15 protein-coding genes are annotated in these 14372 nt (G+C 71.4%); 10 read left to right on the top strand and 5 right to left on the bottom strand.

The genetic code is table 11. The features are described 5' to 3' along the window. Positions 1-290: 290 nt before the first annotated feature. Positions 291-1163, top strand: a complete 873-nt coding sequence (locus tag EPL03_RS04620) for a DUF7351 domain-containing protein (protein ID WP_135828147.1) — start codon at positions 291-293, stop codon at positions 1161-1163. 42 nt (positions 1164-1205) lie between these two features. Here the strand turns inward: EPL03_RS04620 and dnaG are convergent, their stop codons facing one another. Beyond that, complete coding sequence (gene dnaG, locus EPL03_RS04615; protein WP_135828146.1) at positions 1206-2636, bottom strand: DNA primase DnaG; 1431 nt, start codon at positions 2634-2636, stop codon at positions 1206-1208. Positions 2637-2863: 227 nt separating this feature from the next. Between dnaG and EPL03_RS04610 the strand changes: the two genes are divergently transcribed. After that, positions 2864-3391 (top strand): hypothetical protein, encoded by a 528-nt coding sequence (locus EPL03_RS04610; protein WP_135828145.1) that lies wholly within the window; start codon positions 2864-2866, stop codon positions 3389-3391. A 21-nt stretch (positions 3392-3412) separates the two neighbouring features. Here the strand turns inward: EPL03_RS04610 and EPL03_RS04605 are convergent, their stop codons facing one another. The 3 genes from EPL03_RS04605 to EPL03_RS04595 form a co-directional block, all read right to left on the bottom strand. Further along, positions 3413-4144 (bottom strand): sugar phosphate isomerase/epimerase family protein, encoded by a 732-nt coding sequence (locus tag EPL03_RS04605; RefSeq protein WP_135828144.1) that lies wholly within the window; start codon positions 4142-4144, stop codon positions 3413-3415. Between the two features lie 282 nt (positions 4145-4426). Further along, positions 4427-5077 carry a hypothetical protein gene (locus tag EPL03_RS04600; protein WP_135828143.1) on the bottom strand — a complete coding sequence of 217 codons (651 nt, stop codon included), beginning with the start codon at positions 5075-5077 and terminating at the stop codon, positions 4427-4429. Positions 5078-5388: 311 nt separating this feature from the next. Beyond that, entirely contained in the window at positions 5389-6726 is a 1338-nt protein-coding gene (locus EPL03_RS04595) for an AI-2E family transporter (protein ID WP_168216179.1), read from the bottom strand. A gap of 213 nt (positions 6727-6939) precedes the next feature. Between EPL03_RS04595 and EPL03_RS04590 the strand changes: the two genes are divergently transcribed. The 7 genes from EPL03_RS04590 to EPL03_RS04560 all read left to right on the top strand — a co-directional run bounded on the left by EPL03_RS04590 (position 6940) and on the right by EPL03_RS04560 (position 12680). Continuing rightward, a complete protein-coding gene (locus tag EPL03_RS04590) occupies positions 6940-7776 on the top strand; it encodes a molybdopterin synthase (RefSeq protein WP_135828141.1) in 837 nt (278 codons plus the stop codon). A gap of 296 nt (positions 7777-8072) precedes the next feature. After that, complete coding sequence (locus EPL03_RS04585) at positions 8073-8324, top strand: DUF7123 family protein (RefSeq protein WP_135828140.1); 252 nt, start codon at positions 8073-8075, stop codon at positions 8322-8324. 146 nt (positions 8325-8470) lie between these two features. After that, positions 8471-9625 carry a PQQ-dependent sugar dehydrogenase gene (locus EPL03_RS04580; protein WP_135828139.1) on the top strand — a complete coding sequence of 385 codons (1155 nt, stop codon included), beginning with the start codon at positions 8471-8473 and terminating at the stop codon, positions 9623-9625. Positions 9626-9696: 71 nt separating this feature from the next. After that, positions 9697-10074: a zinc ribbon domain-containing protein gene (locus EPL03_RS04575; RefSeq protein ID WP_135828138.1), complete on the top strand. Its 378-nt coding sequence runs from the start codon at positions 9697-9699 to the stop codon at positions 10072-10074. 51 nt (positions 10075-10125) lie between these two features. After that, positions 10126-10833, top strand: a complete 708-nt coding sequence (locus EPL03_RS04570; RefSeq protein WP_135828137.1) for an Nmad3 family putative nucleotide modification protein — start codon at positions 10126-10128, stop codon at positions 10831-10833. 265 nt (positions 10834-11098) lie between these two features. After that, on the top strand, positions 11099-11638 hold the full coding sequence (locus EPL03_RS04565; protein ID WP_135828136.1) for a universal stress protein: 540 nt from the start codon (positions 11099-11101) through the stop codon (positions 11636-11638). Positions 11639-11771: 133 nt separating this feature from the next. Further along, positions 11772-12680, top strand: coding sequence for an MBL fold metallo-hydrolase (locus EPL03_RS04560; protein WP_135828135.1), 909 nt, complete (start codon positions 11772-11774; stop codon positions 12678-12680). Between the two features lie 27 nt (positions 12681-12707). Here EPL03_RS04560 and EPL03_RS04555 read toward each other — a convergent pair whose 3' ends face one another. After that, positions 12708-13559, bottom strand: a complete 852-nt coding sequence (locus EPL03_RS04555) for a VOC family protein (protein WP_168216178.1) — start codon at positions 13557-13559, stop codon at positions 12708-12710. A gap of 70 nt (positions 13560-13629) precedes the next feature. Between EPL03_RS04555 and EPL03_RS04550 the strand changes: the two genes are divergently transcribed. Next, positions 13630-14370, top strand: a complete 741-nt coding sequence (locus EPL03_RS04550; RefSeq protein ID WP_135828133.1) for an SDR family oxidoreductase — start codon at positions 13630-13632, stop codon at positions 14368-14370. The last annotated feature ends 2 nt before the right edge of the window (positions 14371-14372 follow it).

Below are 14372 nucleotides of genomic sequence, written 5' to 3'. Positions count from 1 at the left end.
GCGCAGTCACCCCCGACGTGGCGTCCGTCGCGCCTTGGGGCCGGTCGTCTCGACCCGACGTCCGTCGCCGTTTCGGCCGGGATGGCGTCAGCGGGGACCGCCGCGACGGGACCGACCCCGGCCCGGTCGGCGAACGACTCGGTTGCGACTGCCGTCGGTCTCGAAACTGAATCCGGCACGACCGGGGGTTGTCTCGGGCCGGGAATAAATGTTATCTGGACGACCTTTAAGTTGGCTCGTTGACGTCTCGAACCGGAACACGTAGGCGGGGAGCCGTGCTACCGGGACGTATGCCGGGCGACGGCGCGCACGACGAGACGTACGCGGTCCTGACCGACGAGACGCGGGTTCGCATCCTGCTCGCGCTCGCGGCCCGGTACGACGAGGCGTGGTCGTCCGAGTGGCCGACGTTCTCGGAGTTGCGCGAGCAGGTCGGCGTCGAGGACACCAGCCGGTTCAGCTACCACCTCGACGAACTCCAGGACGAGTTCGTCCGCAAGGTCGACGGGCGATACCGGCCGCGAGTGGCGGCCCTCGAAATCGCCTCGGCGATTCGAGCCGGAACCTACGACGGCGACGCCGCCTCGGTCGACCCCCAGGGGACCGACTACGAGTGTCCACACTGCGGGCAGGCGCTCGTGGCCGCCTACCGGGACCACTCGCTGTTCGTCGTGTGCCCGGACCACGGCGCTGCGGTCGCGTACCCGCTCGCGCCGCGAGCGCTCGCGGACCGCACGCTGTCGGAGGCCATCGACGTCTCGCTCCGGAGACACGCCTGCGACGTCCGACTCCTGCGTTCGGGGGTCTGCCCGCGCTGTGTGGGGACCGCCGGCCTCTCCGTTCCGCGCGAGTCGGTCCCGGACTCGTACCTCCTCGACGACGTCGCGTACGCGACGGCGTCGTGCGAGGACTGCTGGCTGTCCTATCCGCTGCCCGTCGCTCACGCCGTCCTGGGCCATCCGGCGGTCGAGCGCCTGTACGACGAGCGCGGGCTGGGGCCGGCGGACGCACAGCTCGGGCCGCACGACCTGGCGCGCGTGAGCGAGGTCGCCGACTGCGACGGCGACGCCCCGGCGGTCCGGCTCACGGTCGACCTCGGCGACGAGTCGCTGGTCGTCGAACTCGACGCGGCCTGTCGCGTCCTCGACCACTGGCGTCGCTGACGCGGCGAGCGACGACGCGAAGGCAGGAGAATCGTCGCGGACTCAGAACTGGTCCGCAGTCCGGATCCGCACGTCGGCGGGCTGTTTGACGTACTCGCCCGACTCCCGGGCGACGACCTGTCCGACGCCCCGCTGGGCCGACACGTCGAGCAGGCGCTGGTCGGCCGTGCCGTCCACGATTACCGCGAACGGTGGCTCGTCGGCGCGCTCGACCGCGTCGAAGGCCTCCTCGGCGTCGACCTCGTCCAGCACGCCGAACGCCTCGTCGAGCAGGCGCGCCGTCCCGCTCGCGTCGTCGAGGACGGCCTCGACGTGTTCGCGCAGAGTCGCGGGCTCCGAGTCGGCGGGTGCGCCCGAGTCGGCGCTCGGTTCGTCGGGCGTCGTCGCGTCCGCTTCGAGGTCGTCGGCTCCGCCCTCGTCGGTCGCGGCCGTCCCGTCCGCGGCCACGGCCTCCGCGTCGGCGCTCGGAGTGACCGTCGACTCCGGCGAGTCGGGGGCGTCGGCTCCGGCGTCGGTCTCGGGCGCGGGACGGGCGCTCCCGTCGGTCGCGGCCGGTCCGGCCTCGCCGGCGTCGGATGCCGACGGGCCGGCGCTCGCGGCTCCTTCGCCGTCGGTCGGCGACTCGGGCGCGTCCTCGACGCGCTCGCTCTCGGCGGTCCCCTCGTCGTCGGCCACCGCGTCCTCGAAGGGCCGCTTGCTCCGGAGCGCGGACATGACCTCGTGGCGCGAGAGGTCCTCGACCGACTTGCCGGTGGGCGCGAACGCCACGTAGTCGACGTCGGCGACCTGCGCGAGTTCCTTCCGGATGAGGTCGCCGCCCCGGTCGTCGTCGAGGAACACGGTGACGGTCCGGTCCTGGGTCAGTTCGGCCACCGCGTCGGGGACGTTGGTGCCCTCGACCGCGACGGCGTTCTTGACGCCGTACTGGAGCAGGTTGAGCACGTCCGCCCGTCCCTCGACCACGACCACGGCGTCGCTTTCGGCGACGCGGGGGCCGGCGGGCAGGCCCTCGAACTCGACGATGTCCTCGACGCGGACGCTCTGGCGGACCTCTTCGAGAATCTCCCGGCTGGTCATCACGTCCTCGTCGAACGAGTCCGAGAGGAGTTCCTTCGCGCGGTCGACCACCGTCCGGCGCTTGGCGGCCCGCACGTCCTCGATGCTCGCGACCGAGACCGTGGCCCGGCAGGGGCCGACCCTGCTGATGGTCTCCAGGGAGGCCGCGAGGATGGAGGTCTCGACCTTGTCGAGGCTGGAGGCGATGGTGATGGTGCCGAACGACTGTCCGTTCTCGCTGTCGACGTCGACGTCGATGCGTCCGAGTTTGGAGGACTGCTGGAGGTCACGGAGGTCGAGGTCGTCGCCGAGCAGGCCCTCGGTCTGGCCGAAGACCGCCCCGACGACGTCGCTGCGCTCGACCACCCCGTCCGCGGTGATGTCGGCGTGAATGACGTATTTTGCTGTGTCGTCCATGAGTGATGAACTGCCCCTCTGTGGGGCGGGTTGATGGTGACGTGTCCATGTGCGTGAACGCGGCCATGGATGTTTTAAAATGACACACCGAAACTGAAATACCTGTCGTCACCGGCGGCGATTCGCCGGCCGGAGCCGAGGTCCGCGTTCGCGCCCGTGCGCGAGACCGGAACGCGGTCCGCCCGGGAGCCAGAAGGCATTCAGGGCTCCCCTCTCGACGGGAGCGCATGCGACGAACGACGATGGTCGTGGCCGTGGTCGCGCTCGTATCGCTCGCCGGCTGTTCGGGGCTCGGCGGCGGACCCGCCGGCGACGGGACGGCCGACGACGCGGGAGCCGACGGGTCGGTCGTCGAGTCGGGGAACGCGACGCCGGGTGCGACCGGCGTCGACCACACCCTCCGCGTCACGGTGAACGAGAGCGCAGGCTCCGAGTGGGAGTCGGTCGCCGCCACCTACCCCCGCGACCGGTTCAGCGTCGACTCGGTCCAACACGGGGACCTACGCCTCGGCGTCGACACCGACGGCGACGGAGCGCTCGACCGGGAGTTCGACGGGAGCCACGTCAGCGGTGCCAACAACAACGACTACTCGTTCACCGTGGGACTCGACACCGACTACACCCTCGAAGCCGGCGACGTGGTCGTGGTGGAGTATCCCGCCGTCGACAACCCCGGCGAACCGGGCGAATACGCGGTCGAGGTGACGGTCAACGACGCGCAGACGACCACCGGGAACGTCACCGTCGGGGAGTAGCTGCGTTCGCTGCGAGCGCCCTCATTCGCCGGACGCGAGCAGGTCCGGGAGCGTCGCCGCGCCGTGGGCCAGCGAGGCCTCGGGGTCGTCGGGTTCGTCGTGTTCGTACACCAGCCACTCGGTGCCGGCGTCGCGGGCGGCCCGGACGCAGGCGTCGAGGTCGAGGTCGCCGTCGCCGAGTTCGACCGGCCGGTCGCCCGCGACGTCCTTGCAGTGGACCACCGGCACGCGCCCCCTGAGCCGCCCGAGCAGGTCGACGGGGTCCCGGCCGGCGGCGGTGACCCACCCGAGGTCGAGTTCGAGGTCGAGGCCGGTCTCGGCGACCAGCGCGTCGAAGCCGGTGGTCCCCCCGAGGTCGGTGAACTCGTGGTCGTGGTTGTGGTAGCCGAACGCGACGCCGCGGTCGGCGAGCCGGTCGTCGAGGTCGCGCAGTCGGCGGGCGGCGTCGGCGACGGCGGCCTCGCTGGCAAACGCCGCGTCGTCGAGGTACGGGACCACGAGGCGGTCGCAGTCGAGCCGGCGGCAGGTCTCGACCGCGCCGTCGAGGTCGGAGTCGAGGTCCTCGATACCGACGTGGGCCGCGGCCGCGTCGAGGTCGGCGTCGTCGAGCGCGGTTCGTATCTCCCGGGCGTCGAAATCGCCGAGGCCCGCGAACTCGACGCCCTCGAAGGCCGTCTCGCCGACCCGCGCGAGCAGGTCCGGCAGCGGTTCGGCGAGGCCCCGGAGCGTGAACAGCTGGATGGCTGGTCGCATGTTCTACTCGGGTTCGACGACTCGACGTAAATGGATTGTTGCGGACCGGAGTCCGGCTGGACCGTCCGTCGGGCGTGTGCGGTCGCAGTTTCTCGGGGGTTCGGCGGTACCTGCTTCCGCTCGGGCCGAGACGTCCGGGACGTTCCGCGCTGCTACGACGGGGGCATCGACGGGACGCGCCCCATGGCAGGGACCGACGATACGGACCGCGGGCGTTTCGGAGGCCAACGGACGAAGTCGAGCCGGTCGGACGCGAATGGCCCGCCGCTTCGTGCTCTGCGGTTACCCCCCATCCGAGAGGTCCTGCCCGGGCGACAGCGAGTAGCCGATCACCACCATCGCCAGTGCTGTCCCCGTGGGGGAGAACCGGAGCACCCGACCGGGCGGGTAGCCGGTCGCCTCCGCAAGCAGAAGCGGCCCGTTCCACGCCACCACGAACGCCAAAAGGCCGCCGCCAGCGAGGTAGTGCCGGCCGGTCTGCAGGAGGGAGACGCCGGCGAGCCCGACGCCCAGAAAAAACGCGAGCCACAGCGCCAGCCCGGCGGCGCGAGCCGACAACACCGCATCCGGCGAGAACGCCACTCCCGGGACCACGACGCTCGCAGAGCCCCACGCGAGGACTGCGGCGAAGAGGGACCACGGCACCACCGCGAGCAGCAGACCGCTCGTGGCCACCGCCGGGGTTCGGTCGACCAGCCGGGGATACAGCACGACGACGGCTGCGACCGCGAGCGGGAGACTTGCGAGCACCGGGAGGGACTCGACCATCCACAGCAGCGGGAGCGCCGCCAGAGCGTCCGGGAGCGGAACGAGCGCGAACGCCCCGACAGAACTGCCGACCGCCGAGGCGATGGCCGCCCCACCGCCGACGAGAAACAGCTTCCCGGTCAACGCTTCCAGGGCCGGTCGCGGTTCAGCGCCACGAAACACCATCTTCCGGGATTGGTATCGGATAGCTATAAAGAATTACGGGACGACGCGGGCGACGCGGCTCTCACGGAACGAGGTCGACGCCGGCTACCCACCGCTGCAGCGGTGAGGCCGTCCCGGACTCCCGTTCTACGGCGCAAACGAGTCGGACGACACGACAGATGGACGGTCAACGACGCGGCGGTCGGAGCGGCCGCGGCCGCGATGGCGAACGGCGCGTGCGCCCGGAGCGGTCGTGGTCGCGCTCCAGACCCCGACGTCGACGTTCGGGGAACGGCGGTGTTCGAGGTGCGCGCAGAGTCCGGCCCCACGACCTACCGCTCCGGCTCGTCGCGCTCCCCGTCGGACATCCGGGCCGAGCGCGACTCGGGGTCGTCGCCGACAGTCCGCCCAGGCTCGCCGTCCGCAGTTCCTTCCGGACCGCCGTCCCCAGTCCGTCCCGGGCCACCGCCGGGGGTTCGCGCCCGGTCGGCGAGCGCCGCGACGGGGGCGGGGACGTGCGTGCGAGCCCGCCGGGCCGGAGGCGGTCGCGAAGTCGGGTCGTCACCGGTCTCGACCGCGAACTCGTCGCGTTCGAGGAGCTCCGGCACGACGACCCGGACGAAGTGGACGACCAGCACGAGCAACAGCGGCCCGAGGAAGAGCCCGTACCAGCCGAACAACACCGGGCCGAGGACGTACGCCAGCAACACCAGTCCGGTGTGGAGGTCCCGGCCCGAGACGTACGGCCGGAGGACGAGCTCCGGAATCGTGTCGACGACGACGAACGAGACCAACAGGAACGCCGCGGGGAACCACAGCAGTCCGCGGTCGGTCACCGCCGCCACGGCCACGAGCCCGATGCCGAGCGGGACGTACACCAGCTTCATGCCGACCACGGGGACGAGGCTCGCGAGCCCGGTCAGCAGCCCCAACAGCGTCGGCGAGGGAATCGAGACGGCCGGCGGAGCCACCACGTCGAGCAGGACGTACACCACGGCGGAGACGACCGCGATGACGAACGCGGTCAGGATGTTGCCGAAGTAGACGGTCTCGAGGTCGTGGTCGACCGCCCGTGCGAACGCCACGGTGGGACTGTCGGGGCCCGCGACGCCGGTACTGAACCACGCCGCGAGCCGATGGTCGTCCCGAAGCAGGTAGAAGGCGATGACCAGCACGACCACGACGCCGATGGCGGTCCCGGCGAGCACGCCCGCCACGTCGAGGGCCGACGCGAGCACGTCCCCGAGCGCCTCGGTACCCTGCTGGCCCACGAACTGCCGGGGGTCGACGCCGGCAGCGTCGAGCAGCCGCCGGGGGTCGACCAGGCCCGACCCGCTCACCGCGGTACCCAAAATCCCCTCGAACGCCGAGCGCCCGACGCCAGCCAGTTCGGTCAGCTCCCGGACGCTGACGGCCACGGTGTACCCGAGCAGAACCAGTCCGGGGAACGCGAGCCCGACCAGCGCCGCGATCGCGGTCAGGGTCGGCTGGTGGAGGCGACCGAGCAACCGCCGGTACACCGGCCGGGTCGCGTAGTAGACGAACAGGCCGAGCAGGACGGTTCCGAGGAACGAGACGACGACGTACCCGACCGCGACGAACAGCGCCGCCGCGACCAGCCACCACGCGATGCGCTCGCGGTCGAACGAGAACTCCCGTACCCACCCCATATCCGGACGTTCGACGCCCAGACGTAAGTTCCTCGGGGACGGGCCGCGTCCGTCCGGGACGCCACACTCGCTTTCGGTGGTGACTGGAGACGGTCCCCGCGACAACCGGCTCGCAGTGTCGGACGACGACCGGAATCGCCCCGAAGCGCCGACGAGCCGGTCGCACACGCGACCACCGAAGCCTACAAGCGCACGCCGGTCCATCGTCCCCACATGCACGTACTGGGCGTCGTCGGGCCGGAGTCGGAGGTCTCGACGGCAACCGACCGGCTCGCGGACCGACTCGGCGAGGACGGCCGGGTCGCGGTGGTGCGCCGGACCGGAACCGAACGTCGCGGGGACTCGGAGACGGGCGACGACGCCGCGCCCCGGAAGCGCGCCGACCGCGGAACCACGACGTACCAACTCGGCGACGACGGCTGGACGGTCGGCGGGCGCGACAGGTCGACGTCCGCCCTGCTCGACGACCTCGCGCCCGAGTACGACTACGCGCTCCTCGCGGACTTCCCGGACGCCGACCTGCCCCAGGTGGTCGTCGGCGACTCCGGCGCTGACCTCCGGGGCGAGCGACTGGTCGAGGTCGACAGCGCCGACGCGCTCGACCCCGCCGAGGTCCGCGCGGAACTCGACGCCACCGAACCCCACGAGACGCTCGAATCGCTGGTCGCCCAGGTCAAGCGCTCGGCGGACGCCCCGTACGCGGGCGCCATCGCCACCTTCACCGGCCGGGTCCGCGCGAAGGAGGACCCCGACGACGAGCCGACCGAGTACCTCGAATTCGAGAGGTACGAGCGCGTCGCCGACGAGCGCATGCAGGACCTCGCCGCCGAACTCGAAGCGCGCGAGGGGGTCCACGAGGTGGCGATGCACCACCGGACGGGCGTCGTCGAGTACGGCGAGGACATCGTGTTCGTGGTGGTGCTGGCGGGCCACCGCTCGGAGGCGTTCCGAACGGTCGAGGACGGTATCGACCGGCTCAAGGACGAGGTGCCGATCTTCAAGAAGGAGGTCACGGCCGACGAGCAGTTCTGGGTCCACCACCGCCCCTGAGCGACCGCCGCGCGCGCGTTCCGCGGGAGGCGTTGCCCGGCCCATCGGGACCGAGGGCGGGGGCTCCGAGACCCACCGCGTCAGACGTTCGCAAGCCGTGAGACGGCCATATCGGGGCAGCCGAAACAAAGTCTTAGAATTCGTTTTAAACTGTAAAGGGGCGTCAGAAAACGTCGTAAAACGTCGTCTTTTACTCTATTTTCCGCGGTCGAGTGGTTTCGTCACGGAAAGATACGGAAAACGAACCTAACCGTCGGCCCTTTATAACATCCCCCGGTCACAACGGGGAAACGAAGATGAGCGCAACCACGACGCCCTCCGACGCGCCCGAACCGCAGTCGAAGGAACAGCGGCTCCAGCAGTTCCTCCGGCGGAAGGCCAGCGACGGCGAGATGTACTTCAAGAGCAAATTCATCGCCGACGAGGTCGACCTGTCCGCCAAGGAGATCGGCGCGCTCATGGTGAAGCTCAAGGACTCGGCCGCCGACCTCGAGATCGAGAAGTGGTCGTACACGAGCGCGACGACGTGGCGAGTCGCCCCGTCGTAACCGCGGCCCGCCCCGCCGCCGTCGTCACCCCAGCGTAGAACCGTCGCGTTCGCGGTCGTGTCCGTGCTGGTCCCCGACCGGACGCGCCCCGGCGCACTGTCGCGAGACCCCCGCTACTTTTCTCTCGTCGCGTCGTCGAGTCGGCCATGGAGCGGCGCGCCTACCTCCGGTCGCTGTCGGTCGCGGGGCTGGTCGGAGTCGGCGGCTGTCTGCGGTCGGCCGGGAGCCGACTCGCCACGACCACCGACCAGCCCCGGTTCCGCGTCGAGACCGTGACGATGAACCTGGAGGTACCGTGGGGCGCGGCGTTCGGACCGGACGAGGAGCTCTACCTGACCGAGCGGCCCGGACGGGTCCAGCGCGTCGTCGCCGACCGCACGGAGGCGGTCGCCGACCTCACCGACCGAATCGCCGGACGGGCCGACGCCGGCCTGCTCGGCCTGGCGTTTCACCCCGAGGACGACGACCTCGCGTACACCTTCCGGACCAGCCGAGGCGATGCCGGACTGACCAACCGGGTCGTGCGCAACCGTGCGAGCGAGGGGTTCGCCCGCGAGTCGGTCGTCCTCGACGGCGTCCCCGGGGGAGCGGTCCGAAACGGCGGCCGGGTCGCCTTCGGACCGGACGGCGCGCTGTACGTCGCGACCGGTGACGCGGGCGACCCCGAGCGCGCGCGCGACCGCGAGTCGCTGGCCGGGAAGGTCCTCAGACTCACCCCCGACGGAGCGCCACATCCCGACAACCCCTTCGACGACGCCGTCCTCACCTACGGCCACCGGAACCCGCAGGGACTCGCGTGGCGCGAGGGCGCGCTACTGGTCGCCGAGTCCGGCGGGGACGCCCCGATTCGGACGAGCGCTACCGACGGAGCGGCGTCGAACGCCACGGCCGACGGGGGGCCGGCGGCCGACGACGAGGTCATCGTCGTCCGGGCGGGCGAGGACCACGGCTGGCCCCGAGCGACCGACTCGACCGGAGAGTCGGTCGCGGACTCCCTCGTGACCTATCCCTCGACGCTCGCGCTCGGAGGTGCGGCGGTGTACCGCGGCCGGGTCGAGGAGTGGCGGGGCGACCTGTTCGTCGCGGCGCTCGCCGGCACCCACCTCCAGCGAATCCGCTTCGACGACGACGGCGGCGTAGCCGGGCAGGAGCGACTGCTCGACGGCAGGTACGGCCGGCTCCGAACCGTCTTCACCGGACCACGGGGCGACCTCTACGTCACGACCAGCAATCGAGACGGCCGCGGCGAGGACGCGGCCGCGCCTCAGGACGACCGCGTTCTCCGCATCCGCCCCGCCTGAGCGGGCGTCGGCTGGCCGACCCGGGCCGTGGCGACGGAAGAGAAAAGTACCGTGATAACATACACCACGATATGGGTGCGTGGGGCTGGATCGTGCTGTACGTACTCGCGTTCGCCGTCGTCCAGTTGCTCGTCTACCGCTACCTCCGGAGCGACGACGACGAGGAGACGCCGCTGTTCAGTTCGACGCCGACGACCCGCGACCGGGCGGGAGCCGAGGAGGTCCGGAGCGTCGAGAACCCGGTCTGGACCGACGACCGCACGCGGATAGACGGCCACCGGCGGACCGACGACCGCACCGGGAGCGACGACCGTGGACGGGACGACCGGACGCGGGACGGCCCATCGGCCGGCGGGTCGTCGACGGTGGTCTGTCCCCAGTGTGGCGCGGAGAACGAGTCGGGATACACCTACTGCCGGGGCTGTGTGGGGCCGATGGCCGTGCGGTGACTCCCGGCGGACGAGCGAGCGCTTTTCCCGACGGGGGACCGAGACGCGCGTATGTCCCGCGCCGTCGCCATCAACGTCGGAGCCAACACGAATGCACCGGGAGTGAGAGGCCCGATTCACCCCGACGGCTCGTTCGAGTTCGTTCCCATCCCCGAGGACGCGCCGACAGCCGAGCCGGTACCGACGTACGCCGACCTCGCGCTCGACGCCGACCTGCCCGACGGAACCGCCGACCTGCCGGTCCACCTCGACCCCGAGTTCGCCGAGTATCCCGAGTGCGAACGCTACACCTACGGCGACCCCCACGGCGTGAAGGCCCGACCCCTGCTGGACCTGACGGCGGGCGACTACGCGCTGTTCTACGCGACCCTGACGACGCAGGGCGACCCCGAGCGCGACTGGATCGCCCCCGAGTGGGGCGCGTACCTCGTCGGCCAGTTCCGGCTCGCGCGCGACCCCGTGCCCGGCGATGCCTACGCCGACCTGCCGGACGCCGAGCGCGCGCGATTCCGGAACAACGCCCACGTCAAGCGCGAGGCGTTCGACGCCGCGGTCCTGCTCGCGGGCGAGCCCAGCGAGTCCGGACTGTACGACACCGCCGTCCCGCTGAGTTCGCCCGAGCGCGGCGTCGACGCGAACCGAATCGTGACGGAGCTATCCAGCGACTCGGGGAACGGGCCGTGGTGGCGACGCCCGATGCGGTTCGGAGCCGAGGGGACGGCCGAGCTGCTGGACCTGGCGTCCCACGGGCTCGCGTGAGCGGTACCGGCGGGGACTCACGTCGGGACTACCGGCAGTGGGCTCGACGGCGTCCCAATCGCGGCCAACGTGTGGTTTTGTTGAAGTTATTGCGGTCGTCGCGGGGGCAGTTTTTTGGGCTCCTCCGAATACTCTCTTCCACGTGGCGGCGTAACACCCGGCACGCCAGACGAGTGGGTATCTCAGCCATGCAAGCCAACGACCGTTCCGAAGGTGGGAACGTGGCGAAACTGCCGCGGCGTCCGCGGGCGGAGGTCGAGTTCGAATGACGGACTCCTCGCCCGACGGGCTCGTGGAGCCGGGAGACCTGGGCGTGGCGCTGGCGGACGGCGTCGACGACGCGCGGGACGCCGTCGTCCTCCCGGTCGGCCGTTCCGACGTCGGTCGGGTCGAGGCACTCGCGTCCACGGCGGCCGAGGTCGGCGGGCTGATGCAGTCGACGGTCTGCATCCTCCACGTCTTCACGAGGGCCCGCTTCGAGCGGGTCCTCGAACAGCTGGACCACCCAGCCGACGCGACGCCCGACCCCGACGCGGCGGCCGAACACGTGAAACCCGTCCGAATGGTCGCCCGGCAACTCGACACGCCGCTCCGGAACTACGGGTCGACCATGACTATCATGGGGCGGGTCGGCGAGACGGTCAGCGAGGAGATAGTCGCCGCCGCCGAGGACATCGACGCCAAGCAGGTGCTGATCGGCGGCCGGCGGCGCACGCCGATCGGGAAGGTGAAGGCGGGGAGCACCGCACAGCGGGTGTTACTCGACGCGCCCTGCCCGGTGACGTTCGTCCGGGACGAGGAGTGAGCGCGGGCCGACCCCGGCGCGAGAGCGCCGACAGCCGCGAGTCGCTCGCGGGCCGACCCCGCCGACCGCGACAGTTCGGCGACGCGTTACCGCCACCGGGAACGTTTTCGCGGCCCGCCCCGAACCGGACGACATGGACAGGACGTTCGACGTTGACGGTGCCGACGGCGTCACCGGCATCGACCTCCACCTGCACGACGACGCGACGCTGTCGAGTTTCCTCGTGACCCCGGACGACGGTAGCCCCGTCCTGGTCGAGCCGGGGCATCCGAACGGCTACGACCGACTTCGGGACGGTCTGTCGGAAGTCGGCGTCTCGCCGGCGGACCTCGCGGCGACGGTCTGCTCGCACGTCCACCTCGACCACGCCGGCGCGGCCGCCGAACTCGCGTCGGAATCGCCGGACCTCGACGTGTACATCCACGAGATGACCGCCCAACACCTCGTCGACCCGTCGTCGCTCGTCGCGTCGAGCAGGGACGTCATGGGCGAGGCGTTCGACGACGTGGGCGAACCCGACGCGCTCCCCGAGGACCGCCTCGTGAGCGTCGGCGAGGACGGGACGACGCTCGAACTCGGCGACGACCGCCGGCTCGAACTCGTTCCGGCACCGGGACACGCGCCCGACGCGCTCGCCGCGTGGGACGAGCGGACCGGAACGCTGTTCGCCACCGAGACGTTCGGCAACTACTGGCCGAACGCCGACCGGTGGCTCCCGCCGGCGACCCTCCCCCGATTCGACGTCGACGCGGTCCGGGCGACGCTCGACCGCCTCCGGGCGTTCGACCCCGAGCGCGTCTGTCTCTCGCACTTCGGCGTCGCCGAAGCGCCCGAGGACGCGTTCGACGCCGCAGAAGCCGCACTCGACGAGTTCGAGGCTCGCGTGCCCGAGTTGTACGAGGAACACGACGAGGACCTCGACCGGACCGAGCGAGCGGTCGAGGACGAACTCCTCGGCCTCGACGCCTACGACGACGCGCTGGTCGGGATGCAGCGACGCGTCCAGACGCGCGGGTTCCTGAAACACGCCGGCCGTCTCTGAGACGCACGAGTGCCCACGAGGTGCGCCTCACACCGGCGAGACGCCCAGATAGCGGACGCCGCCGAGTTCGGCCGGGCGAACCCAGCGCACGGACGCGCCGGCGAACGACGGCGTCGGGTCGGTCAGCCCGAGGCGCTCGGCGGTCGCTTCCACGTCCTCGCTCCCGAGGACGAACGCGGCCGGCGCGGCTCCGAACGCCTCGACGCGCTCGGCGAGCCAGCCCTCGCTCGGTTCGGCGAGGACGACGGGCGCGTCCGGAAACCACGCGAGGTCCGCCGCGAAGTCGACGGGAGCGGCGTCGACCGCGCCCCGCTCGGGAGCGGGCAGTTCGAAGGCGGTTCGGAACGCCTCGACGGCGGCGTCGCGGTCGGGCACGCCCACCACGACCCGCTCGACGCCCGAGAGCGGCGTCGCCGCGAGGTCGCCGGTCGGCGTCACCCGTCGCTCCCGGGGCGTGACGTCCTCGATGAGGAACGGGAGGGTCGACCCTGGCTCGCCGTCACCGAGGAACGCCAGGTCCCACGTCACGGTGACGCCGTCGGGCCGGTCGCGGGTGAGGCGCGTGGGTCCCTCGACGGGGACGCCGCGACTCCGGAGGGTCGCGGCGACCGCCTCGACGTCGTCGACCGCCACGCACCACGCGCAGGGGCCGGCGTCGTTTCGGACGTGTGGGCCCCACATCGAGGCGGTCTCGACGCCGGGCCGAGTCGAGAGCAGTTCGACGTAACTCCCGTCGCCGAAGCCGACGACCGACATGTGGGTCGTCCCGTTCGAGTGCGGGCCGCCGTAGTCGGTGGCGAGGCCGACGCCGTCGAACGCGGCGCTGAGGTCGTCGAGGTCGCTCCCGGCGACGGTAACGTGGTCGATGGACCCGAGCATACCCGAACTGTGCCGGGGACCCGCAAAGGCCTGTCGAAGGTGTGAAGGCGACCCGGTCACGCGAGTACGTATGGAACTGGACTTCGACGGGGACGTCGCGGTCGTCACGGGCGCGAGTTCCGGCATCGGGGAAGCGACGGCGAGGCGGCTCGCGGCCGAGGGGGCCGACGTGGTTCTGGCGGCGCGACGACCCGGGCCGCTCGACGACCTCGCGGCCGAACTCGAAGCGGAGGGTGCCGACGCGCTGGCCGTCCCGACCGACGTGCGCGAGGAGAGCGAGGTGGAAGAACTCGTCGACCGGGCCGTCGACAGATTCGGCGGCGTCGACGTCGGCGTCGTGAACGCCGGCGTCGGGCGCGGGGCGACCGACGTGGCCGACATCGACACCGAGGACTTCCGGGCGACGACGGCGACCAACGTCGACGGCGCGTTCTTCGCGACCCGCGCGCTCGTGCCCCACCTGCGCGACAGCGAGGGGAGTCTCGTCTTCGTCGGGAGCTACGCCGGCCAGTACCCGTATCCGTCGAACCCGGTGTACGGCGCGAGCAAAGCGTGGCTGCGGTCGTTCGCACACAGCGTCGAGGCGCAGGTCGGCGACGACGGCGTCGGCGTTTCGCTGCTCAATCCCGGCGGCGTCCGCACGTCGTTCGCCTTCGACGACGGGGAGTCTCAAGCCGAGCGCTACGAGGCGGGAGACGCGATAGAACCCGAAGAGGTCGCGGAGACTATCGCACTCGCGGCCGGCGTGGGAGCCGGCGCGACGCTGAGCGAGGTCGACATCTATCGGCGCGACCAGCTGTCGGAGTTCTGAGT

The organism is Halorussus halobius (assembly GCF_004765805.1).
Classification (GTDB): Archaea; Halobacteriota; Halobacteria; order Halobacteriales; family Haladaptataceae; genus Halorussus; species Halorussus halobius.
Note: the sequence above shows the minus strand (reverse complement) of the source record. Positions and strands in the feature narration are given on the sequence as shown.

Coding starts and splice junctions, on each gene's coding strand:
- EPL03_RS04560 (WP_135828135.1), top strand. CDS start 11,772: ATGGACAGGACGTTCGACGTTGACGGTGCCGACGGCGTCACCGGCATC.
- EPL03_RS04605 (WP_135828144.1), bottom strand. CDS start 4,144: ATGCGACCAGCCATCCAGCTGTTCACGCTCCGGGGCCTCGCCGAACCG.
- EPL03_RS04585 (WP_135828140.1), top strand. CDS start 8,073: ATGAGCGCAACCACGACGCCCTCCGACGCGCCCGAACCGCAGTCGAAG.
- EPL03_RS04565 (WP_135828136.1), top strand. CDS start 11,099: ATGACGGACTCCTCGCCCGACGGGCTCGTGGAGCCGGGAGACCTGGGC.
- dnaG (WP_135828146.1), bottom strand. CDS start 2,636: ATGGACGACACAGCAAAATACGTCATTCACGCCGACATCACCGCGGAC.
- EPL03_RS04550 (WP_135828133.1), top strand. CDS start 13,630: ATGGAACTGGACTTCGACGGGGACGTCGCGGTCGTCACGGGCGCGAGT.
- EPL03_RS04580 (WP_135828139.1), top strand. CDS start 8,471: ATGGAGCGGCGCGCCTACCTCCGGTCGCTGTCGGTCGCGGGGCTGGTC.
- EPL03_RS04620 (WP_135828147.1), top strand. CDS start 291: ATGCCGGGCGACGGCGCGCACGACGAGACGTACGCGGTCCTGACCGAC.
- EPL03_RS04595 (WP_168216179.1), bottom strand. CDS start 6,726: ATGGGGTGGGTACGGGAGTTCTCGTTCGACCGCGAGCGCATCGCGTGG.
- EPL03_RS04590 (WP_135828141.1), top strand. CDS start 6,940: ATGCACGTACTGGGCGTCGTCGGGCCGGAGTCGGAGGTCTCGACGGCA.
- EPL03_RS04570 (WP_135828137.1), top strand. CDS start 10,126: ATGTCCCGCGCCGTCGCCATCAACGTCGGAGCCAACACGAATGCACCG.
- EPL03_RS04610 (WP_135828145.1), top strand. CDS start 2,864: ATGCGACGAACGACGATGGTCGTGGCCGTGGTCGCGCTCGTATCGCTC.
- EPL03_RS04600 (WP_135828143.1), bottom strand. CDS start 5,077: ATGGTGTTTCGTGGCGCTGAACCGCGACCGGCCCTGGAAGCGTTGACC.
- EPL03_RS04575 (WP_135828138.1), top strand. CDS start 9,697: ATGGGTGCGTGGGGCTGGATCGTGCTGTACGTACTCGCGTTCGCCGTC.
- EPL03_RS04555 (WP_168216178.1), bottom strand. CDS start 13,559: ATGCTCGGGTCCATCGACCACGTTACCGTCGCCGGGAGCGACCTCGAC.